The organism is Candidatus Flexifilum breve, from assembly GCF_016713355.1.
Genome location: NZ_JADJPI010000004.1, coordinates 150,329 through 171,669 on the forward strand (window position 1 = coordinate 150,329; position 21,341 = coordinate 171,669).

Below are 21,341 nucleotides of genomic sequence, written 5' to 3' on the forward strand. Positions count from 1 at the left end.
AAAACGGACGGGAGACCCCGTCCGTTGTGTTTCAGGTTGAAACGCTCTGTTCAGCCGCTGCCGCGACTTCGGCCTCTGGCGCATAGGATTTGTGCAAAGCCCCCATGCGGCGCAGTTCCGGCGACAGCCACGCGACCGCACCGACGACTGCCAGCGTCCCAAAGCCACCAAAGACCACCGCCCCCACCGGGCCGAGCAGTGCCGCCGCCAACCCCGATTCGAAACCGCCCAATTCGTTCGATGCGCCGATGAACGTACTATTGACCGCATTGACACGTCCCCGCATGTCGTCAGGGGTGTGGGTGAGCACGAGCGTATGGCGGACAACCACGCTGATGTTATCGAGCGCGCCCGTCAGCGCCAGCATCAGCAGCGACACCCAGAACGAGGTCGAGAGGCCAAAAGCAATGGTCGCCACGCCGAACCCCGCCACGGCCCATAAGAGCGTGCGCCCCGCGCGCTGAAACGGCGGTCGGCGCGAGAGGAACGCCGCCATCATCAATGCGCCGATAGAGGGCGCGGCCCGGAGGAAACCTAACCCGGTCGCATCCACGTGCAGAATGTCTTTGGCATAAATCGGAAGCAGGAAGGTCGCGCCGCCAAAGAGTACCGCGAACATATCGAGCGAGAGCGAGCCGAGAATCACCTGCGTGTTGCGAACGAAATGCCAACCCGCGCGCAGTGCCTTGAGCGGCGGCTCGTCGGTCGGCGTGTAAGTCTGGGGCTTGAGGCGGAGCATGAGCAGCACGATCACCAAGACCGCACCTGCCGCTGCATTCACCATGTAAACCGCCGCCGCATTTCCGGCCAGGCCAATGATGAAACCACCAATCGCCGGGCCGGTGATGGCGGAAGTCTGCCAGACCATCGAACTCCAGGTGGTCGCATTGAAGTAATGCTCAGGCGGAACGGTCTGCGGCGTGAGCGCGCCTTCCGCCGGGTTATTGAAGGCCCGCGCCGCGCCGATCACCGCGAGAACCACATAGAGCAAAGGTAACGGCCCACGGGTCAAGGACAGCCCGGCCAGCGCCAGGGAACAGACGATCAGCACAACCTGCGACCAGAGCGTAATCAGCTTGCGGTCGTAACGGTCGACGATGTAGCCCGCGGGCATCGAGAGCAGCATCACGGGGATGACCTGCACCAACCCGACCAGGCCGAGCGCGAAGGCATCGCCTGTACGGTCGTACAATTCCCAACCGACGGCAACGCTGACCATCATCTCGCCGACCTGCGCGACAAAGCGACCGCTGAACAATAACCGGAAGTCGCGAAAACGCAGCGCGGCATACGGATCGTGTGGAGTTACAGCCATGTTTCTAAAAACCTCATGATTTCCCAACGCATCGCCGCTGTCTCAAGGTGACCGCACGCATAGCGCTTGAGCTGCCAGCGGTCCGGATGAGCGGCATAGACCGCCTGTAGTTCGCGGTCAATGCGATCCAAGCCCGCGACCGGAGTCAGCGGATCGTACAGCCCGGCGAGGCTCAAATGCGGACGAGGCGCGATCAAGGCGTTGATCTGCGCGGTCGTAAAATGTTTGAGTAGTGACGGCACGTAGTAATAAACGCTGTGCCCATCGAGGTTCGCACTCTCGATGAGGGCGTCAAAATCGGTCAGGCAGCAAATATCAACGCATACGCGAATGCGGGGATCAAGCGCGGCTATCCACCAAGACATCGTACTGCCCATAGATAAGCCTAACGCACCTAACCGCTCCGGATCAATATCCGCCCGTGAGACCAAGTAGTCCACCGCGCGCAGCGAATCGTAGACCATCATGCCCCACAGCACCTGCCCGCGCCAGAGCATTTCCTTGAAGACGGCGCTTTCCGCCCGCCCGCGGCGTTCGCCGAAGCACCAGTGATCGATGCACAGAGCGGCATAGCCCCGCTGAGTCAACGCGGCAGCATAGGGTGAAACGAGCGCTTTGCGTCCGGTGAGCAGCTCGCGTTTGCCTAATTCGTAATCGCCACCGTGCGCATGCGAATAGACGATGCACGGTAGGCGTCCGACGGCGGTCAAAGGTTTGACAAAGTAGGCGGGAACGGTCTCCAGACCATTCAGGTCCAAGACGAGGGTTTCGAGCAGATAGCCGTCACGCTCCGTCTGGTCGACGACCTGTACAGAAATCGGGTAATCGCGCGGCGGCAAGTCACCAAGCAGAGCGTAGAGCTGCATTCGATCAGACATAGGCGGTACATCCTCGCATCGGGAGCATCTGGTAGAATAACGCGAAATATGGATAACGCTTCTCTGACCCCACCCCGGCCCCTCCCCGAATTCAGGGAGGGGAGACAACATCACTCGCCATTCCTTTCCTCTCCCCGCTTGCGCGGGAGAGGGGTTGGGGGCGAGGGGACGCGTGAATGAGGCTTATCCCTAACTGACGTTAGAATACTAACTTTCTCACGGACACCAGCGCAATAATCCGATGACGAACAACGAACATAACAACAATTCTGCGGAGCGACGGTGGTGGATCGGTCTGCTGGTGATCGTGGCGGTCGCCGCGATCTTCCGCGTGGTCGGCTACAATTTCAGCCTCCCCTACGTCGATCACCCCGATGAACCGGTCTTCTATCTGACCGCCCTCGAATGGCGCGGCCTGTTTGACAATCAGGCGTACCTGACCGGGTATCCGCCGCTCTATATCTGGCTGATCATGGGCGTACAAGTCGTCATGGAAACGCTCGGCATTACGTCGATGGCGGCGGCGGTCGCCGTGCTGCGGCTGATCAGCGCCGGGTTCAGCCTGCTGACGCTGATCTTGAGCGCGCTCACCGCTCGCTCGCTGTTTCCACGGGGATCGCTGGCGGGCGATGCCGCGGGCTGGATCGCCGGAAGCGCGTGGGGAGTCGCGCCGCTGGTGGTCGAAAACGCGATCTACGCCACGCCGGATCCCCTGCTCTACCTGCTGGTGAGCGCGGCGCTGTATCTTGGGGTCAGAGCGCTGACCGAACCGAATGCAACCCGACTCGCACTTTGGAGTGTAGTCGGCGGCGGACTAGCGATTCTCGCTAAATATTTCACCCTCACTGCCGTGCTCCCCAGCCTGGTCGCTGCAGCGGTGGTCTGGCGGACGGATCGGCGGCGCGGTATACGGTTGGCGGTGATCAGCATCGTCATTCTCGCGGCGGTCATCGCAATCGCCGTGACGGGCATTCTGGTCGTCCCCCGCGAAGGTGCGACGGCCCGTGAAGGCGGGTTCGCGAACATCCTGAATGTCGGGCGGGTGGCGAACAACATCTATCACGCGCTTGTGCCGTTGAATTTCACCGCGTTCGCGCTGATCGTCGGCTTGGGCGCGGTCTCGTGGTTCGCAGGCAAGACCCGTGCCAAGGTGCTGCCTATCGCAGTAACCGCAGCTCTCATTGTTACCATCCCGTGGCTGGCGGCGACCTTCAGCGAAGTCAACGTGCGCGAACGCATGAAAGATGTGCTGCCCGCGACCGCCGCCGCGTGTGTGCTGTTCGGCGTGGCCGCGGCGCAAATCATGAGCACGCTGACGGAATTCAGCGCCAGGCGCGGGCCAAAGCTGGCACCACTGGCAGCGGTGATCGTGCCGCTGGCACTCGCTGTGGGCGTGTTGTTCCCGCACATCAGCGCCAGTACGCCGATCCTGCAAAATCGCCTGCTGCCGGATGCACGGGTCGCGCTGCGCCTGTGGGCAGACGAGAATCTCGAGTCGGGCACGGTGCTCGTGGGCGAAGACAATCACAAGACGTTTAACCCGTTCTGGGGCGGCATCGTCGGGCGGCAGTGGTTCGACTGGTGGCTGAACGACGATTGGGCGGCGCTCCCCCCCGCTGAATGGCGCGCCCAGCACGGAATCAGCTACGCCGTGATTGAGCGCAACGCGTGGGCAGCGCAAACGAGCGGCGCTTGGCTGACCGATGCCCTCCCCTTGCGTACATTCGGCGCACCAACGCGGTCACCGGAATATGTGGTCGTTCGGTTGTGGACAATGCAGCAGCCGCTTGAGGCACGGTTCGGCACGGCGATCCGGTTAGTCGGCGCAGACTTACCCGCTACCACGGCAACAGCAGGTGCATCGCTCCCGTTCCGGTTCTACTGGCAAGCCGACAACACGCCCCCAAGCGATTATTCGCTGTTCATCCACTTCACCCCATTGGACGCCGATCAACCGCTGGCACAGGTCGATGGTGCTCCCGCTGCACCGGCCCGCCCCACCTACGCATGGAACGAACCGAAGTGAGACGCTGATCGGCACGCCGCTCACGCTCACGCTGCCTGCCGATCTGTCTGCGGGACGCTACCGGGTACGCATCGGCTTGTATGACTATCAGACTGGCGTGCGGCTGCCGCTCAGCGGCGGTAGGGACGTGTACGAACTGATGGAAATCACGGTGGAATAAAAGCCCGCCCCGAATTCAGGGAGGCGGATAGAGTAGGAAGCGGCGGACGCGATAAATCGCGTCCCTACGAAAGTCGCTGCCCACATCAATACCCGACCTGCGCCTGCACGGCGGCCAGTGCCTGCAAGACGGTGAGGTTACGCATGGTCGTACCATAGGCGAGATTCGCCGAGTTGAAGATCAGCGTGGCGGCGGGCGCGCCGGGTGGCTCGGAGAGATGAATTCCATCCGGGCTCAAGCCCTGATTCGGTAAAGGCAGCAGCGCGGTATAGAGATCGGTGATCGGTAAGCCGTAAAGCTGAGCGAGCTGCGTGATCACGGCATTGTATTCGAGAATGCGGTCGTTGTACTGCGTGCGCGGCGGCAGCGTGCTCAAAATGGGCACGACGCCGTGCGCGATGCTGATCTCGATGATGCGCGTCATATTGGCACGGTACGTGTCCGCCGGGAAAGCGGGCGCGTCGTTCGTGCCAATCATGATGATGGCGTAGGCAGGCTGGGTGAGCCGATATTCGCAGTCGAGCGCGAGTTCACCAGCGGCACACGTTCCCGAAAGTTCCGGTCGCTCTTCCACCACGACGCTGAAGGTGCTCCACCCCGCCTTGGCCGAAAGCGCCCGCCGCAGAAAAGCATTCCCCTGCCCCGTATCAACATTGAAGTAGTTGATGACGGGCAGCAAATAGCCGTACTGTCCGAGGTCATACCCGTTCACGATGTGGCGGAGGAAAGTTGGGCGTGTCGGTCAGGCTGTCGCCGACCGTAGTAAATACGTTGGCGCGATTGCCCATCTGCCGCCCCGACTCAAAGATGCTGCGAGCGCCCCCGCCGATCAGGGTGACGGAGGGAGCATTGGCGGGCGTCGGCGGCGTGAAGTAGGCGACAGGCTGCGGGTTCGGGTTAGCCGTCACCGCGTCGAGCGTGATGTCCATGAGTTCGACGTACTGCGCCGACACCCACCCGCGATACCCTTCCCTAAGCTGTACAAGCAACCACGCGTTGTCGGTGGTGCGTTCGGCGACGGCGAGCTGGGTGCCCGCCATGAGATTGAGCAGCACGGTCGCATCGATGTTGGGGGCTTGGCGCAAACGCAGCCCGCCGGATTCGAGTTCGACCCGTGCATTCATCTCCGGCACCGCATTGATGGTCACTTCGCGAGTATCCAGCGACGCGATCTCGAAGGTGAGCTGCACACCGTCGGCAGCCACCCACCCCATGCGCCCCTGTTGATCCGTGCCGTGCAGCCACGCGTTGTCGCTGGTGCGCGCATCGATGCGCAACGCGGACAACTGATTGAGCGTATCCTGCAGCGCGTCACCCGCCTCCACATAAAATTGGAGCGCAGCCGACGATACCAAGGCCACCCGGTCATACAGACGCGATTCCCCCGTCACCGCCAGCGACTCGAGCGCGACGGTATGCGCATCCGGCAGATACACCAACCAGCCGACAAACCCATCATCGAAGCGAACTTGCAGCCACTGATTGTCTCCCGTGCGCCCAATTGCCGACCACGGCGCGACCACATTCACGGTGCGCGTAACGGGTGCGAGCAGATCCGGTTCGTCACGCACGTACACCATGTCACCGGCGACCGCCAGATCGCGGGGAATCAGTGAGACAAGCGGTGTCGGCGACGGAACAGGCGTTTCAGTCGGGACGACCGTCGGCGTGGGCGTAGCGCTCGGTTCAAGCGTCGGTGTGACGGTGGGTGTGGGCGTTGGGGTGGGCTGCGCCAGCGTACAAGCACTGATCAGCACGGCGGTGAGGCCAGCGCTGATCAGTGCCCGCACTCCGGCGGGACGGAGGCAACTCATGAGTGAATAGAGGCCGTCCGTTAATTCATAGCAGACATGAGATCGTACAGAATTTGCAGCGATTGCAGTTCACGGTAGGTGCGGCCGTAGGTCAGCTCATCACCGCCAAATTCGCTGCGCGTGGTGTCGCGCACCGACAGATGATAGCCATCCGGCCCGGTGCCGTGATTGTCGTAGTTGAACAGCGCCGCGCGGAAGTCGAGCAGCGGCACGTTGAGCGCATGCGCCACATCGCGGATTTCCTCGTTGAAGAGCTGCGGGCGATTGTTGGTGTTGAAGCTGTCGGCGGTCGGCCACGTGCCCAGGATCGGCACCACGCCGTTATCGCTGAGATAGCGCACAATTTCGCGCAGATTGGCGTTGTATTCGGCTGGGGTGAGGATGCCCGTATCCGCTAAACCGATGTAGATGAACGCGAACGAGGCGCGCGAGCGGCGCACTTCGCACGCCAGCGGCGATTCGTTCGGCTGGCAGATGTCGGCGGGCGCGAACATCGGGTCGAGCGCGTTAACGGTCGCGAAGCCGTTTTGCGCGGAGGCATTCACGCGGCAGAACGAACCAGTCGCGCTGAAACCGTCGACGATGCCCTGCAGATGGGTATACGTGCCGAGGTCATAAGCGCGCCATTCAAAGTTGCACAGGTAGACCGTGCCGGCGGTGTTGCTCTCGCCGACCTTCATCAGCACCCACGGGTCGTTGCCAAGCTGGCGACCACGCGCCCAGATGTTGCGCACATTGCGCCACACGGCTTCCGGCATGTAGACGGCAGGGTAATCGATGTTGTCCGGGATGATGGCGACCGGAGCGGCTTCACCGCCCGCAGGTGCGCCATTGGCATTCATGGTCGTCGTGTTGACCTGTTCGGTCGACACGGGAATTTCCTGACTCACGCGCACTTCGCGCTCAAACGTGACAAAGCCGATCGCGATCCAGCCGCGCAGGTTGAGCGCGGGCGCGGTGACCAGCAGCCAATCGGCGGCTTCGTTGCGCGCTTCGACGATGAAGTCGGTGTGGGGTGGGAATTGGGCGAGCGCCGTACTGGCCCGATCCGGCAATTCACGGACATTCAAAACCTGTCCGCTCGTCGTACCACGAATCACATCCTGCGCGCCGACCAATGAACTGCTCACCAGCACCAGCAGTAGGATGACGAAAAGCCCAAAACGCTGTTTAAGCATAACTACGATCCCCGTCAAGCTGACACATTCGCGCCCATTATAGGGTAAACGTCCAGACCTGCCTAGTGTTCGGACGCTCGGAGAATACGCTATAATGGACGCGTTTTCTGGCTGGGAGAAGAACTGCATCTATGCTGAAACAACGAATTTTGCCGCTCATGGTCGCTGGCCTTTTCATGTTCAGCGCGACGAGCTTGTCCGCGCAAGAACCGATCACACCGCCTGAACTCGGCGACTTTGACCCCGCCGCACTGGACGCCATCGATCCGGCGGATGTGCCGCTGCTGCCCGCGCTGACGGAGCGCGCCCGCGCCATTTTCGAAGCGGGGCAAGCGCTCGACGTACCGCACAACCCCCATGCGTTCTCGAAAGTCGGGGACTCGATGACGGCGTCGGAACACTTCCTCGTAGATTTTGGGAATGGTGAGTACGACCTCGGCGCGTACGCCGACCTGCAAGGGGTGGTGGATTTCTTCGCCGCGGACGACGTGAATGCGTTCAACCGGGAGAACTACGCTAACGCGCTCGGCTTCTCGACCGCCAGCGCGCTGGACACGACGTGGGCGATTGCCGACGTCTGCCAACCGAACGAAACGCCGCTCGCCTGTGAGTACCGCGAATCGAATGCCGCCTTCGCGCTGATCATGTTCGGCACGAACGATGTGATGGCCTTCGACGCGACGCTGTTCGACTACTTCATGCGTCTGGTGGTGATCGAGACGGTCAATGCGAACGTCGTGCCAGTGCTGTACACGATGCCGATTCGACCGGAAGCGCCGGAACTGAGCGTCACCTTTAACCAGATCATCCTGAAGATCGCCACCGACTACGATCTCCCCGTGATTAATCTGCTAATCGCGCTCGAACCGATGCCGAATTACGGCGTCGATTTGAATGACACGCTGCACCTGACGTCGCCCGAAGCGCCGGACAACGCGGCGACGTTCACCGAAAGCGGGCTGACGGCAGGCTATACCGTGCGCAATCTGGTCACCTTGCAGGCGCTCGACGCGCTGCTGACTGAACTTGAACTGTTACCGAGTGAGGGATAACCATGCTCAAGCGTTTTTCGATCCTCCGCTGGCTGACCTATGCCCTGCTGGCAACCCTGGCGATCAGCACGGCAGTCGCGCAGGAAACGTGCGATGTGCCGCTGCTGATTAGCGCGTGCTCTGAAAGTGCCATCGGCACAGCGTGTCTGGCGGACGGCACAAGCGTGCCGCTCGAAGAAGCTCTCAGCGCAACCGAACCGCAGGTGCTGCGCTTGAGCGATACGCTGACCGTGACACTCATCGGGGCGCGGCTGACCGCGTTCGAACAGGGCGAAATCGCCAGCACCAGCGTCGAGATCGGCAATGCTGCCGGGTACAACGTCAATCTGCGCAGCGGCCCCGGCTCAAACTTCGATCAAGTGGGTATCTTCCGCTTCGATGATCGGCTGACGGCCGATGGTCAAAGCGCGGATGGCGCCTGGCTGCGCGTGCAGTTGGAAGATGGTACAGTCGCGTGGGTCGCCAAAAGTCTTGTCATCGTCGATCCAGCGCTCGATACGCTGCCCGTCGTGGAGCAGGGTGCGACCGGGGGTGTCGTCGGTTACGGGCTGACGCTCGAACCCGCTGAGACAGCCTGCGCGCAAACGGGCGCAGTCATCGCCACGAGCGGCGACGCCCCGCAGCGGCTGACGGTCAACGGCTTTGAGTTGGCGAACACCAATGGCGCGCTCTACCTCAGTGTGGGTCCGCTGGGCTTCACGACTTACGCCCTAGCAGGCGAAACGGCGGTCGGTACGGGTGAGAACCGGCAGGTGCTAAACCCCGGCGATGTGGTCGCACGGGTGAATGACGGCAGCGATCCGGCGTCCGAGATCTTCGCGCCGTTCCCGGCACTCTCCCTGCTCGATAACCTGAGGATCGCGCCGAGTGTCTGCCTCATCAATGGCTCCGTGGCAGCATTCGCTGAACCGGACATCAATGCCACTGTGGACACGAACCTTAACGGGGGCGGCAGCTACCCCGTAATTGAAACAAGCGGCGATGGCTGGTATCACCTGACCGAAGCCTTTGGTGGTGGTTGGGTGGAAGCTGACGCAGTAACGACGCTCGGCCCGTGCGCCGACCTGCCAGATGCAAGTGCTGCGCCCGTCGTGTCAGTGATCGGAGGAGGCATGACGCCGGATCAGGTGATGTACGAATATCTCTTGGCACGGTTGGTCGCCGATGGCGGACGGATGCAGGCGCTGTCGTGCGCGAGCTGGGACTCGCAGGCCCTGCTGCAATCGCAGTCGTTCCGGGCAATGCGCGCGGAACTGCTCAATGTGGCGTGCTATACGGCGTCCCAGAGCGGTGCGAACGCGACCGTGCAGTGCGATGGTCAGATCCAGACCGAGTACAACGGCGAATTTCGCCAGTGGGAACTCGGCGCGTACGCCATGAGTCAGGGAAATGGCGCGTGGCGCGTGTGTGGCGAAGCGCGGTAAAGACTAACCTCAGCCCTACCCCCTCTCCTAAAGGAGAGGGGAAGGAAGCGGGGGGAGGGGGGGGGGGGGGGGGGGGGAGGACCGAAAGAATTCGGCAGGCGAGGGGCGGGACAAGTCCCGCCCCTACAAAAGCAGCTGTAGATAGACGGTGCTTTACTGCCCGACGAAACCCGGAGCGTCGCAGTTGGTGCAGGCAACGGTATTGACGTTGCGACCAGCGGCGATGTCCGCGACCCAATCGCGCAGGCGCACCCCGTTGACGGCATACGAGTAGAATTCGCCGCGCGGGAGCATACAGTGCAGGTTGCCGCCCTGCGTATATGAACGGAAGTTGCGCGCCCGGTTGCTGATCTCACGCAGGTTGAGGCGCAGCCCTTCGCGGAAGGCGTAAGCGGCAAAACCGACATCGTGGAAAAAGGTCTGCGTTTCGTCCCAGGCGGTGTTGTACTGCGCGACCCGGCTGTTCGGAAAGCTGCGCGCCGTCGAGCTGTAAAAGGTTTCGATGCTCAGGTTGTTCCCGGTGATGCCGTTGTAGTTCGTGCCCCACAGCGTCCACGCCGCGCCGAGTCCGCGCCAGCCTCCCCCAGAATCGCCGAGTAAGGCGGCGCGTTCGCCCGGGTAGTGCGTCATAATGTCGCTCGCCCAATAGGCCGCGCCAACTGATCCCGCGCTGCAGCCGGTCACAAAAACGGAGTCCGGATTGGGAAAGTTGTTGTAGACCCAGTTCAGCACCGCGGAGGCGTTCACCACCCCCTTGTGCCGGGTCTCAAAATAGTTGCCCTCGAAGTTGTAGCCGACGACGGCGTTCCCCGTGTGCATATCCCCGGTGCAGTAGTTAACATAGACCATGTCATAATTGAGGAACGGGTTCTCCGGGTTGCTGAAGTCGGTGATGCCAACCGGGAACAGCGCCGGGTTATCGCTCGGATCGCCGGGGTTGATCCAGTCGTCGAAGGTGGTCGTCGAGACGTTGCAGGTCTGCGCGTTCCAGCACATGCCCCCACCTTGAAAATTGATCAGCAGGTCTTCGCCCGGGCCTTCGCGATAGTAAAAGCTGTAGGGCGCGCCATGTCCGCACGTGGTTTCGCCTCCGGGCGAAATCTGATTCCATGTGCCAGCGGGCAGCTGCCAGCGCGCGGGCACCTCTTGGGCATAGACCTGCCCGCTCAACGTAAGCAGCAGGCCGACGATCAAGACGAGTCGTTTCATCAAGAGCCTCTATTCCAGTTTTGCGTCTATTGTAGCGTGTTCCGCTTAGATCGACTGGCGGGGCACCAACGCGCATGCGATCTGATGCTGTACGGGCGGGGACGCCCCATTATGGGCGGCCAACAGATACTCGGCGGCCCACCGCCCCATCGCATAGTGCGGGAGCTGCACGCTGGTCAAGCGCGGGTACATCGCCTCGCAGATATCCACCTGATTATCAAAACCGACCACGGCGACATCATCGGGGATGCGCAGTCCGAGTGACATCAAGCCGTTGTAGCACCCGACAGCCGTGCGATCATTGCCGCAGAAGATCGCCGTCGGCGGTTGGGAGCGTCGCATCAACTCCAGCGTGATGGCGTGATTGGTCTGCGGGCGCTGATCCGTGTAAATCAGCAGCGCGTCGTCGAAGTGGACGCCGAAATCCTCATGAGCACGAAGAAACCCTCTGAGCCGACCTTCCGCAGCGGGTGTGGGCGCAATCGGCGTGCCATAGGCGCGGTTCAGGTTGATAAAGGCGATCCGTTTGTGCCCCTGCTCCAGCAGCGCGCATGCGGCATTGTACCCACCAGAAAACTCGTCCGGCACGACCGACGGCAGGTTGCGATCTTTGGCGTAGCAGTTAGCGAGCACGGTCGGCAAGCGCGACATCTGCGGCGGGAGTTCGACTTCGCGGTGAAACATGGTCGCGTAGATGATGCCTTCGACGCGGCGCTCGATCAGCACTTCCAAAGACGACTGCGTCGTCTCGAAATCATAGCCCGCGCTGATGACGAGCAGCACTTTCCCGTTCTGGCGCAGGGTCTCCTGCGCGCCGCGAATGATGTCGACCGCGTACGGCGTTGTGCTGACTTCGTCCGTCTCGAAGCCAACCATATTCGAGGTCTCGGTGCGCATATGGCGGGCGCTGTAATTGGGGCTGTAGTTGAGCCGCTCGATCACGTCGAGGACGCGGGCGCGGGTGTCATCACTGACAGCGGGATGATTATCGAGCACGCGCGATACCGTCCCTCGGCTGACCTCAGCAAGGCGAGCAATATCTTCAATCGTTGGTTTTTGCGTCATGAAGTGCAACCTTTAGTCAGCCCAAAACGGTCTCGTCGACGCAACGACGTTGCGTGAATATAGTTTAATGGAGACCTATTGCAATTTCACAAACTTGTGTTATTGTCGTGTGCATGTGATCGATCCCACGCAAACAGTATAGCTGATTGCTGGCGCGAATTAAACCGATGATCGATGGGAATAGATGGTTCCGGTCGGTCGATTTTTATAGAAATTGTATTTGGGATCGATCCCACAACATAGATTGGTGAGATGATCTTGACAGATATTGCGCGTTCTTTTGTTGATCAAGCTGCGGCCAAGCGCCAGCAACTGGCGACTGATATCCACCGCCCCCGGTATCATTTCTTGCCGCCGTCCAACTGGATGAATGACCCGAATGGCTTCATTCAGTGGGCAGGTCAATACCACCTCTTCTACCAATACAACCCGTTTGGCGCGACCTGGGGCAACATGCATTGGGGTCACGCCGTCAGCACCGACCTCATTCACTGGACCGACCTGCCAATTGCCATCGCCCCCACGCCAGGTTCGTACGATGAAGCGGGGATCTTCTCCGGCTGCATGGTGAATAACAACGGCGTGCCGACGATCTTCTACACGGCGACGGCTGAACAGTGCACCGTGCAAACTCAAGCCATTGCGACCAGCGCCGACAGTCTGATCACATGGACGAAACATCCGAGTAACCCGGTGATGCGCGACGTACCGGCAGAAGCGGGCCAGACGCGCGACTTCCGCGATCCGTTCGTATGGAAAGAGGGCGACACGTGGTATATGGTGGTCGGCTCGCGCATTCAAGACGTCGGCGGCGTGATCTTCCTCTATCGCTCAGCGGATCTGCTCCACTGGGAATTTCTGCATCCCATACTCACCGGCGATATCAAGCAAGACGGCGTCATCTGGGAATGCCCCAATTTCTTCAAGTTAGGCGATGAATGGGTACTGATCATCTCCATGCACGACGGCCGTGCCACCGGCACCGTGATCTATGTTGTGGGCAGCTACGAAAACCAGCAGTTCACGCCCGTCTATCGGGGCGTACTAGATCATGCAGTGTTATACGCTCCCCTTTCGACGTTGGATGATCAGAACCGCCGCGTGCTCTTCGGCTGGCTGCGCGAAGATCGGACAGGTGCTGAGATGACCCGCGCCGGATGGTCCGGCGTGCAGTCGATCCCGCGCGTGCTGACGCTCGATGCGCAGCACCGCCTGCACATGACTCCCGTCCCTGAACTGAAGGCGATTCGCGGTCATCACCAGCAGTTGACCGCGGCAGGCAGTCTAAACGTGAGCGCCGCAGCGGTGGACATTGAGGCGCAGATCGCCGCGGACGGAAACAGCGGTCTCAGCTTCGTGTACTCGTCGGTTACGGAGGAACAGATCGAGATTCGCTATAACGCAGCGGCGCAGCAGTTAATCATTCACGCAGACAGTGCGCGGCGCCGACAGCGCGCCGATCACAAAAGTCAAACAAATGCCGCACAGCGCCGGTACAACACTCAATCTGCGTGTGCTGGTCGACGGTTCGGTGGTCGAAATTATCGCCGATGAGGTCACAAGCAGCACGCACCGCATCTACGCAAGCGGTGTCGGAGATTGTTCGGTGCAGCTCACGGGCAGCGGCGCAGTGGATGTGTGGGAAATGCCGTCAATCTGGCAATTGAGCCAGTGAACTAAGTCTTGGGAGATCAAAAAAAGGAAAACATTGGGACGTCGACGCTCATATCGTGAAGCTTTGCCTCTAGTCGTTTTTCTTATTTAAGGAGATCCAATAATGGCTGAGAAGATTAGCCGTCGTGATTTGCTCAAGATGATTGGCGTGAGCGCCGCCGCTGCTGGCGTCGCCGCCGCGCCGCTGGTTAAGGTCTTCGCCCGCCCCGCTGGCCAAGATGCCGTCACCCTGCGTTTCCAGGAAAATGCCGACGATTACGCCGCCGTCGTGGCCGCGTTCAATGAGCTATTCCCGAACGTCACCATCGAATTCGTCAATGTCACCGGCGTCGACCACGCCGAAATCGCCAGCAAGATTCTGGCGCAGCTCGCCGCTGGCACGCCGGTGAACATCGGCTATGCGGCGACGGAAGCGACCCAGTTGTACGCCGGTGAAGGTCTGGCGATGCCGCTGACCGAACGCGCGCTGGCCGATGCCGACGAAATGGCCGAATACTTCGCGGACGTCAGCCCGACGCTGATCGAAGGCATGATGTACGAAGGCGACCTGTACCAGCTTCCGCGTGACTTCAACGCCGCGCACATTTATTTCAACAAATCCCTGCTTGAAGAAGCGGGCTTCGAAGTCCCCGGCGAAGACTGGACGAAGGATGATTTCCTCGCCATCGCGCAGGCGACCACCGGCATTGGCCCGGACGGCGACAGCTTCGGCTTCGGCTGGACGAATCGTCTGTGGGGCAGCTGGACGCCGTGGTTCTTCGTCAATGACACCAACCTGCTGACCGAAGAACGCGCGCCCGGTGGCGAAGCGATCTGGTCGACCTTCTATGCTGACCAACCGCTGGCTGAAGGCCGTGGTGGTGGCTGGCGCTGGCCGGCCCCGCAGGCGAATAACCCGGCGATGGTCGAAGCCCTCGAATTCGTCGTCGGCCTGACCAATGACGGCTTGACACCGCAGGTGGAAATTGGCGGCGGCGATCGTCTGCAAGGTTTCTTCACCAGCAACAAGCTCGCCATGACGATCGCGGGCGGCTTCTGGGCTGGTTCGCTGAACAATGCCGGCATGGAACCCGGTTCGTTTGATGTCCAGTACTGGCCGATGTGGAAGTCGCAGCGGCACCAGTTTGGCACGGGCGGCGCGTGGATCCTCAACGGCGGCGGTGGCGAAGATCAGGCCTGGGAATTCGTCAAGTTCAACAGCCAGACCGAAGTCATGCTCATGATCCCGTGGATGGCGAATGCCTCGACGACGCCCGTGCGCCGTTCGATGAACACCGCCGAATACTGGGGGCAGACGGGTATGGAAAACTGGCACGTGTTCTATGATGCGCTGGATCAGCGCCCGGACACCGCGCCGATTCCGGCCCCGGTCTTCTCGATTGAAATGACCAACATCTACACCCGCTTCACCAGCCTCGCGACCAGCGGCGAAATGACCCCGCAGGCGGCGCTGGATGGCATGCAGGCGGAACTCGAAGCCCTGTACGCGCGCAACGCCTAGGCGTTTACAACTCCAGTAACTGTTGGGGGACTCGTGTGAGTCCCCCAGCCTAATTATTTCGAGGTGGGGTATGGTTTCCAAAACCGCAGCATATTCTGAACCGCCACGCCGCAACTTCATCGGGCGTTGGTTGGCGGCAGACACGTTGAGCGGCATCAAGCGCCAGCGTGCGATCCTCGGCTATCTGTTTTTGCTGCCGACGATCATCGGTTTGATCGTTTTCATCATTGGCCCGATGATCGGCTCGCTGGCACTGAGTTTCTATAAATGGAATGTTTTTAGAGCCCCGGAATTTATTGGTTTTGACAATTTTGAACGTCTGTTTGCCGATGCGCGGGTACTCGTGGGTTACCGCAACACGGCCATCCTCGTCTTGATGACGGTCAGCTTGCTGGAAGTGCTGGCCTTCACACTGGCGATGCTGGTGCATAAGATCGGCAACCGTTTCCTGTCGACCTTCTTCCGCACCGCGTATTTTCTCCCGGTGCTGCTCTCCGGCGCGGCGACCGCCGTCACGCTCGGTTACCTGTTCCACTATGATTTTGGCGTCATCAACTACTACCTCGGCTTCTTCGGCATCGACAAAATCAAATGGCTGACTTCCAGCGACGTGGTGTTGATCGCCATTTCGCTGACCACGGTGTGGCGTAACCTCGGCTTCACGTTCATCATCTATCTCGGCGGCATCGCCAACCTGCCGACCGAAGTTCTGGAAGCGGCAGAAGTCGATGGCGCGAGCGGACTGCGGCGCATCCTCCGCATTGTGCTGCCGCTGCTCAGCCCGACAATTCTGTTTGCGACGGTGACCGACATCATCAAGATGCTCCAGTTCTTCGACGAACCGTTCATCATGACGCGCGGTGGCCCCGGTGACGCGAGCCGCACCGTCGTGATGCTGATGTACGAATCCGGTTTCGGCAATCTGGAATTCGGATATGCCTCGGCTATCGCGCTGTCGCTGTTCATCGTCATCCTCGGCGTGACGGGCATGCAGTTCTATCTCAGCAAGAAGTGGGTTTTCTACCGCTAACGAGGAATAGGAGCGAACAATATTATGGCTTCGACTAATGTCATGTCGGCGTCAGCGCAGCGCCCAGCCTCACGGCGGAACTTGGCATGGTATCAAAAACGACTGGGGCGCGTGCTGTCGTGGGCATTCCTGCTCTTCATCGCGATGCTCACACTCATGCCGTTCCTGTGGGTCGTGTCGACATCGCTGCGCACGCCCGCGCAATCGTTCAACCTGCCGCCGGAATGGATTCCGGTGGACATGGATTTCACCAACTACAACCGCGTGTTTGAAGAGATTCCCTTCTGGCAGCAGATGGCGAACAGCTTCTTCATCACGCTTTCAGTCGTCTTCGGGCAGTTGCTCACCGCCTCGCTAGCGGGGTACGCGTTCGGGCGCTTGAAATTTCCCGGGCGCAACATCCTGTTCTGGATCGTGCTGGCGACGATGATGATTCCCGGTCAGGCGACGATTATCCCGGTGTTCATCGTGATTTCGCGCGTGCTGCACCTGAACGACACGCTCGGCGCGCTGATCTTCCCCGGTCTGGCGACCGCGTTCGGCACGTTCCTGCTGCGCCAATACTTCATGGGCATCCCCGATGACTTTGAAGAGGCGGCGCTGGTCGAAGGCGCAAACCAGTGGCAGATCTTCACCAAGATTTACTTCCCGCTGGCGTCGCCGGGCATGGCGATCCTCGCCGTGCTGACGTTCAACGCCAAATGGAATGACTATTTCACGCCGCTGATCTTCATGAGCACGAAAGAACGATTCCCGATTACGCTCGGCATCGTCGACTTGCAAGGGTACATGGCGACGGGCAGTATCTCGGTCGTATTGGCGGGTATCGTGCTCTCGACCATCCCCGTGATCATCATCTACATCCTCGGACAGCGGTATCTCGTCGAGGGGTTGATGATGGGCGGCGTTAAGGGCTAATTATGAAAGGTAAGCAGAAACCGGGAGTTCTGTTTCAACCGCAGGTGCATCACTGTTTGCAGCGCGGCATTCACCAGATGGTGAGCGCCATCCGCCCGACCCTTGGACCATTGGGGGGCGGCGTTGTCATCGATCACTTGTACGATACCAAGCCCCTCCCGGAATTCATCGAAGATGCGGGCGTCATCGCGCGGCGCATCATCGAACTGCAAGACCGGGACGCGGATGTCGGCGCGATGTTGGTGCGCTCGATGCTCATCCGCCAGCATGAGCGGCTTGGGGACGGCACGGCGACAACCGCGGTGCTGTTCGAGGCGATCTTCAACGGCGGGCTGAAGTATATCGCCGCCGGAGGGAATGCTATGCAGTTCCGGAAGCATCTGGAACACGCTTTGCCCCACCTGCTCGACGCCATCGACGCCATGACCTTTCCGCTGGAAGGCCGCGCCGCACTCACGAACATGGCGCACTCGCTGTGTCATGACGCCGAACTCGCGGATTTCATGGGTGAAAGCTTCGACCTGCTGGGTGAGTACGGGCGCTTGGCGCTGCGCGAAGGCTATGGCCGCCGCCTGCTGAAAGAATATGTCGAAGGCAGCCATTTCTACGCGGGCGCGGTGGCGCGGTCGCTGCTGCCGGAAGATGCGGAAGCGACGCTGCGCCTCGAAAACGCGGCGATCTTCCTGTGTGACCACACGGTTACCGAGTATCAGACGTTGTTCCCCGTATTACAGGCGGCGAACTCCGCGAATGTCAGCGCATTGGTGATCGTCGCCCGTGACTTATCGGAGAAAGCTGTCTCGCTGCTGCACGCGCACAACCGGCTCAATCGGTTCCCAGTGATCGCGGTCAAGCTGCCGGGTCTGAACGCGGATGATCGCGTGGCGGCGCTGGACGATTTGAGTCTTATGACGGGCGCAACGCCGATTCTGGCCGTCATCGGAGCGACATTCGAGAACGTCAGCGCGCGTGACTTCGGCAAGGTGCGGCGCTTCTGGGCGAGCACCCACGAGTTCGGGTTCGTTGGCGGGCGCGGCGATCCACGCAAGCTGCGCACCCATGTGCTGAAGTTGAAAGCCCGCGCGCGTAAGGTGTTAGACGTGGATGAGCGCAAGAAGCTCCACGACCGGATCGGCGCGCTGCTCGGTGGATCGCTCACGCTGTGGCTCGGCGGCTACTCCGAACCGGAAATCAAGATGCGCAAGGCGCTGGCCGAACGCACAGCACTCGCGATGCGCGCGGCGCTGGAAGAAGGCGTCGTGCCCGGCGGCGGGATAGCGCTGCTGAACTGTCGTCAGGTGCTGGCGGGCCAGATTGGAGCGGACGCGGACGAACGCGCGGCTTACCGCGTGTTGATCGAAGCACTTGAAGCCCCAGCGCGCACCATCTTCCAGAATGCGGGCTGTGACCCCGGTGACATTATGGGGCGCCTGCTGTATGCGGATGTCAACGCCGCCTATGACGTGATGACCGACAAGGTCGTCGACGCGCGGACGGCAGGCATCGTAGACAGCATGTCCGTACTCAAGGCGGGTCTGCGCAATGCGATCAGCACGGCGGCGCTGGCGCTCACCATCGACTCGGTGGTGCATCTGTCCCACCAGAAATGGTAGGCGAACCGGGATGACCCTGCAAGTGAATCTCACCACTGACGCAGTAACTGGATTAGCACGCTCCGGCGCGACCCTCTACGCGGCACGGACGTCCGGCCTCTACCGGTCGGTAGATGGCGGCGCGACGTGGCAGAATACCTTCGCAAAACTGGATGAGGGCCTCGCGGCAACGGCGGTCGCCGCGCTTGACCAAACCGTATTCGTCGGCACGAAAGGCGCGGTCCTGCGCTCAGAGGACGCGGGCGACACGTGGCACATCAGCGGATTAGTCACGCCGCCGCCGCTCGTCGTCGCGCTGGCGGTCTCGCCAAACTTCACCGAAGATGGCACGGTGCTTGCGGGTACGGCTGAAGACGGCGTGTTCGTCTCGACGGATCGCGGCGCTTCGTGGGTGCCTTGGAACTTCAGCTTGCTCGATCTCAATGTGTATGCGCTGGCGCTCTCCCCCCACTATGCGCAGGATCACACCGTCTATGTGGGCACGGAGAGCGGCATCTTCCGCAGCAGCAACGGCGGTCGCGGCTGGCGCGAACTACTCTTCCCCATGGATGTAGCCCCGGTGCTGGCGCTCGGCGTCAGCGCGAACGGGACGATCTACGCCGGGACGGAAGACCATGGCCTGTACGCTTCGACCGATGGCGGCGCTGTGTGGACGCAAATCAAGGCGAGTGGTTCCGTGCAAACGCTGGACGTCAGCGCGGCCCTGAACGTGCTGCTGCCTGACCAACTCTGGCATTCGACCGACGGTGGCCAATCATGGAGCGAGCACCACTTCGCGACCACCGAGTCGGCTTTGAGCCTGCTTCCCGACGGAGAGAACGTGTTCGTCGGGTGGTCAGATGGAGCAATTACCCGCGTTACTCCATGATGTGGTCCCAAAATTAAACCGGGAGCCAGCGTGGGCGTTTGAAACACTCACCTCTCCCACGCAAGCAGGAGAGAGGGCAGATGGCTGCCCGAATTGACATGTCCAAAATCTGGCTGCTCATGTTCGGCCCGGTCATCGTCCTCGTCATTTCAATTATCGGATTGTTCGCGATGCAAACGAGCGTTCCCGTGTACCAAGAAACGTTCCGTCCGCAGTATCACTTCAGCCCGCCCGAAAAGTGGATGAATGACCCGAATGGGCTGGTGTACTTCGACGGTGAGTATCACCTGTTCTACCAGTACCACCCGTACGACGTTATCTGGGGGCCGATGCATTGGGGTCATGCCGTCTCGACGGATCTCGTCCACTGGGAAAACCTGCCCATCGCGCTGGAACCGGACGACAACGGCACGATCTTCTCCGGCAGCGCGGTCATCGATGTGAACAATACGGCAGGTTTCGGTGCGAACGCGATGGTCGCCATTTACTCGTACAACACGCAGACGCAGGGCGTCGCTTACAGCACTGACCGCGGGCGCACCTGGACGAAGTACGCGGGCAACCCCATTATGCCCGCACTGGCGACACCCGATTTCCGCGATCCCAAAGTCTTCTGGCACGAGGAAAGCGGCCAATGGGTGATGGTGATCGCCGCCGGACGTGAAGCGCAGTTCTATACATCGCCCAATCTACTGGATTGGACGTTCGCCAGCAGTTTCGCCGCCGGACATATCGTCGCAACGTGGGAAGTGCCGGACATCTTCCCACTGGATATCGACGGTGAGACGAAATGGGTGCTGCTGGTCAGCGTGGGCGCGTATGCCCCGGCGGGCGGCAGCGGGATACAGTATTTCATTGGCGACTTTGACGGATCCACGTTCACCAATGACAACCCGACCGGGACAACGCTGTGGCTGGATTACGGCGCGGACAATTACGCCGGGACGACTTGGAACGATGAACCAAACGGCGAGCGGATTTACATCGGCTGGCTGAACAACTGGACCTATGCCAACAACATTCCGACCTCAACGTGGCGCGGCGCGACCACCCTACCGCGCACTCTGCGGCTGGTTAACACCGCGGAAGGCGTGCGACTGGCACAAGCCCCGGTCGCCGCGCTCGAAAGTCTGCGCACGCCGTTGGGCACCTGGGATGATTTGACCATTTCCAGCACCGAACAAGTCATCGACGGGGTGGCCGGACGCACGCTGGAAATCATCGCAGAGATCGAACCGAGCAGTGCCGAACGCTGGGGGTTGAAAGTCCAGCGGAGCGACGAGACGGGCACACGCATCGTCTATAGTCCGGCGCGTTCGAGCCTGCTGATCGGGCGTGGAGACACTACCTCCGCCGGACCAATCTACAGTTTCAGCCCGGCCTTCGGCGCGCCGCTGGAACTGAACGGCGACACGCTGCGCCTGCACATCTTCGTCGACGAGTCATCAGTCGAAGTGTTCGCGCAGGACGGGCTGGTTACGCTGACTGCGCAGACGTTCGTCGAGCCGCCCGCGAATGGGCTGTCGTTCTTCGCAGACAATGGCGACATCACCGTGAAGCATCTCGAAGTCTACGCGCTGGACAGCATCTGGTCAGCGCCGGAATAACGTGAACGA

At 60.8% G+C, this 21,341-nt stretch carries 19 protein-coding genes; 12 read left to right on the forward strand and 7 right to left on the reverse strand.

All coding sequences use genetic code 11. The annotated features are described in order from the left end of the window. Window positions 1-31: 31 nt before the first annotated feature. Both IPK17_RS01395 and IPK17_RS01400 read right to left on the reverse strand, forming a co-directional pair. Window positions 32-1,315 carry an MFS transporter gene (locus tag IPK17_RS01395; protein ID WP_343415881.1) on the reverse strand — a complete coding sequence of 428 codons (1,284 nt, stop codon included), beginning with the start codon at window positions 1,313-1,315 and terminating at the stop codon, window positions 32-34. Then, window positions 1,306-2,193 carry an alpha/beta hydrolase family protein gene (locus IPK17_RS01400; RefSeq protein ID WP_343415882.1) on the reverse strand — a complete coding sequence of 296 codons (888 nt, stop codon included), beginning with the start codon at window positions 2,191-2,193 and terminating at the stop codon, window positions 1,306-1,308. The genes IPK17_RS01395 and IPK17_RS01400 overlap by 10 nt, the downstream gene beginning before the upstream one ends. 241 nt (window positions 2,194-2,434) lie before the next feature. Between IPK17_RS01400 and IPK17_RS01405 the strand changes: the two genes are divergently transcribed. Beyond that, complete coding sequence (locus IPK17_RS01405; RefSeq protein ID WP_343415883.1) at window positions 2,435-4,219, forward strand: ArnT family glycosyltransferase; 1,785 nt, start codon at window positions 2,435-2,437, stop codon at window positions 4,217-4,219. Further along, window positions 4,164-4,379 (forward strand): hypothetical protein, encoded by a 216-nt coding sequence (locus tag IPK17_RS01410; protein ID WP_343415884.1) that lies wholly within the window; start codon window positions 4,164-4,166, stop codon window positions 4,377-4,379. Before IPK17_RS01405 ends, IPK17_RS01410 begins: the two co-directional genes overlap by 56 nt. A gap of 85 nt (window positions 4,380-4,464) precedes the next feature. On the opposite strand, the gene IPK17_RS01415 is transcribed toward IPK17_RS01410, so the two are convergent. The 3 genes from IPK17_RS01415 to IPK17_RS01425 are packed head-to-tail and all read right to left on the reverse strand — an operon-like array spanning window position 4,465 to window position 7,371. Continuing rightward, the gene (locus IPK17_RS01415) at window positions 4,465-5,091 is read right to left on the reverse strand and encodes an SGNH/GDSL hydrolase family protein (protein ID WP_343415885.1); all 627 of its coding nucleotides are present in this window, start codon (window positions 5,089-5,091) and stop codon (window positions 4,465-4,467) included. Next, on the reverse strand, window positions 5,078-6,193 hold the full coding sequence (locus IPK17_RS01420; protein ID WP_343415886.1) for an SH3 domain-containing protein: 1,116 nt from the start codon (window positions 6,191-6,193) through the stop codon (window positions 5,078-5,080). The genes IPK17_RS01415 and IPK17_RS01420 overlap by 14 nt, the downstream gene beginning before the upstream one ends. A gap of 20 nt (window positions 6,194-6,213) precedes the next feature. Next, window positions 6,214-7,371: an SGNH/GDSL hydrolase family protein gene (locus IPK17_RS01425; protein ID WP_343415887.1), complete on the reverse strand. Its 1,158-nt coding sequence runs from the start codon at window positions 7,369-7,371 to the stop codon at window positions 6,214-6,216. Window positions 7,372-7,502: 131 nt separating this feature from the next. On the opposite strand from IPK17_RS01425, the gene IPK17_RS01430 reads away from it, so the two are divergent. Next, a complete protein-coding gene (locus IPK17_RS01430) occupies window positions 7,503-8,423 on the forward strand; it encodes an SGNH/GDSL hydrolase family protein (protein WP_343415888.1) in 921 nt (306 codons plus the stop codon). A gap of 2 nt (window positions 8,424-8,425) precedes the next feature. After that, on the forward strand, window positions 8,426-9,847 hold the full coding sequence (locus IPK17_RS01435; RefSeq protein WP_343415889.1) for an SH3 domain-containing protein: 1,422 nt from the start codon (window positions 8,426-8,428) through the stop codon (window positions 9,845-9,847). Window positions 9,848-10,000: 153 nt separating this feature from the next. Here the strand turns inward: IPK17_RS01435 and IPK17_RS01440 are convergent, their stop codons facing one another. Beyond that, on the reverse strand, window positions 10,001-11,056 hold the full coding sequence (locus tag IPK17_RS01440; protein WP_343415890.1) for a pectin acetylesterase-family hydrolase: 1,056 nt from the start codon (window positions 11,054-11,056) through the stop codon (window positions 10,001-10,003). A gap of 45 nt (window positions 11,057-11,101) precedes the next feature. Then, the gene (locus IPK17_RS01445) at window positions 11,102-12,121 is read right to left on the reverse strand and encodes a LacI family DNA-binding transcriptional regulator (RefSeq protein ID WP_343415891.1); all 1,020 of its coding nucleotides are present in this window, start codon (window positions 12,119-12,121) and stop codon (window positions 11,102-11,104) included. A gap of 252 nt (window positions 12,122-12,373) precedes the next feature. Between IPK17_RS01445 and IPK17_RS01450 the strand changes: the two genes are divergently transcribed. The 8 genes from IPK17_RS01450 (at window position 12,374) to IPK17_RS01480 (ending at window position 21,332) form a co-directional block, all read left to right on the forward strand. After that, window positions 12,374-13,675, forward strand: coding sequence for a glycoside hydrolase family 32 protein (locus tag IPK17_RS01450; RefSeq protein WP_343415892.1), 1,302 nt, complete (start codon window positions 12,374-12,376; stop codon window positions 13,673-13,675). Continuing rightward, entirely contained in the window at window positions 13,599-13,796 is a 198-nt protein-coding gene (locus tag IPK17_RS40390; protein WP_350341611.1) for a GH32 C-terminal domain-containing protein, read from the forward strand. Before IPK17_RS01450 ends, IPK17_RS40390 begins: the two co-directional genes overlap by 77 nt. Before the next feature lie 102 nt (window positions 13,797-13,898). After that, complete coding sequence (locus IPK17_RS01455) at window positions 13,899-15,296, forward strand: twin-arginine translocation signal domain-containing protein (RefSeq protein WP_343415893.1); 1,398 nt, start codon at window positions 13,899-13,901, stop codon at window positions 15,294-15,296. Window positions 15,297-15,366: 70 nt separating this feature from the next. Continuing rightward, complete coding sequence (locus tag IPK17_RS01460) at window positions 15,367-16,326, forward strand: carbohydrate ABC transporter permease (protein ID WP_343415894.1); 960 nt, start codon at window positions 15,367-15,369, stop codon at window positions 16,324-16,326. 24 nt (window positions 16,327-16,350) lie between these two features. Next, the gene (locus IPK17_RS01465) at window positions 16,351-17,244 is read left to right on the forward strand and encodes a carbohydrate ABC transporter permease (protein WP_343415895.1); all 894 of its coding nucleotides are present in this window, start codon (window positions 16,351-16,353) and stop codon (window positions 17,242-17,244) included. 2 nt (window positions 17,245-17,246) lie between these two features. Beyond that, window positions 17,247-18,857 (forward strand): TCP-1/cpn60 chaperonin family protein, encoded by a 1,611-nt coding sequence (locus tag IPK17_RS01470; RefSeq protein WP_343415896.1) that lies wholly within the window; start codon window positions 17,247-17,249, stop codon window positions 18,855-18,857. Between the two features lie 10 nt (window positions 18,858-18,867). Further along, a complete protein-coding gene (locus tag IPK17_RS01475) occupies window positions 18,868-19,725 on the forward strand; it encodes a WD40/YVTN/BNR-like repeat-containing protein (RefSeq protein ID WP_343415897.1) in 858 nt (285 codons plus the stop codon). Between the two features lie 80 nt (window positions 19,726-19,805). Next, on the forward strand, window positions 19,806-21,332 hold the full coding sequence (locus IPK17_RS01480; RefSeq protein ID WP_343415898.1) for a glycoside hydrolase family 32 protein: 1,527 nt from the start codon (window positions 19,806-19,808) through the stop codon (window positions 21,330-21,332). Window positions 21,333-21,341: the final 9 nt, after the last annotated feature.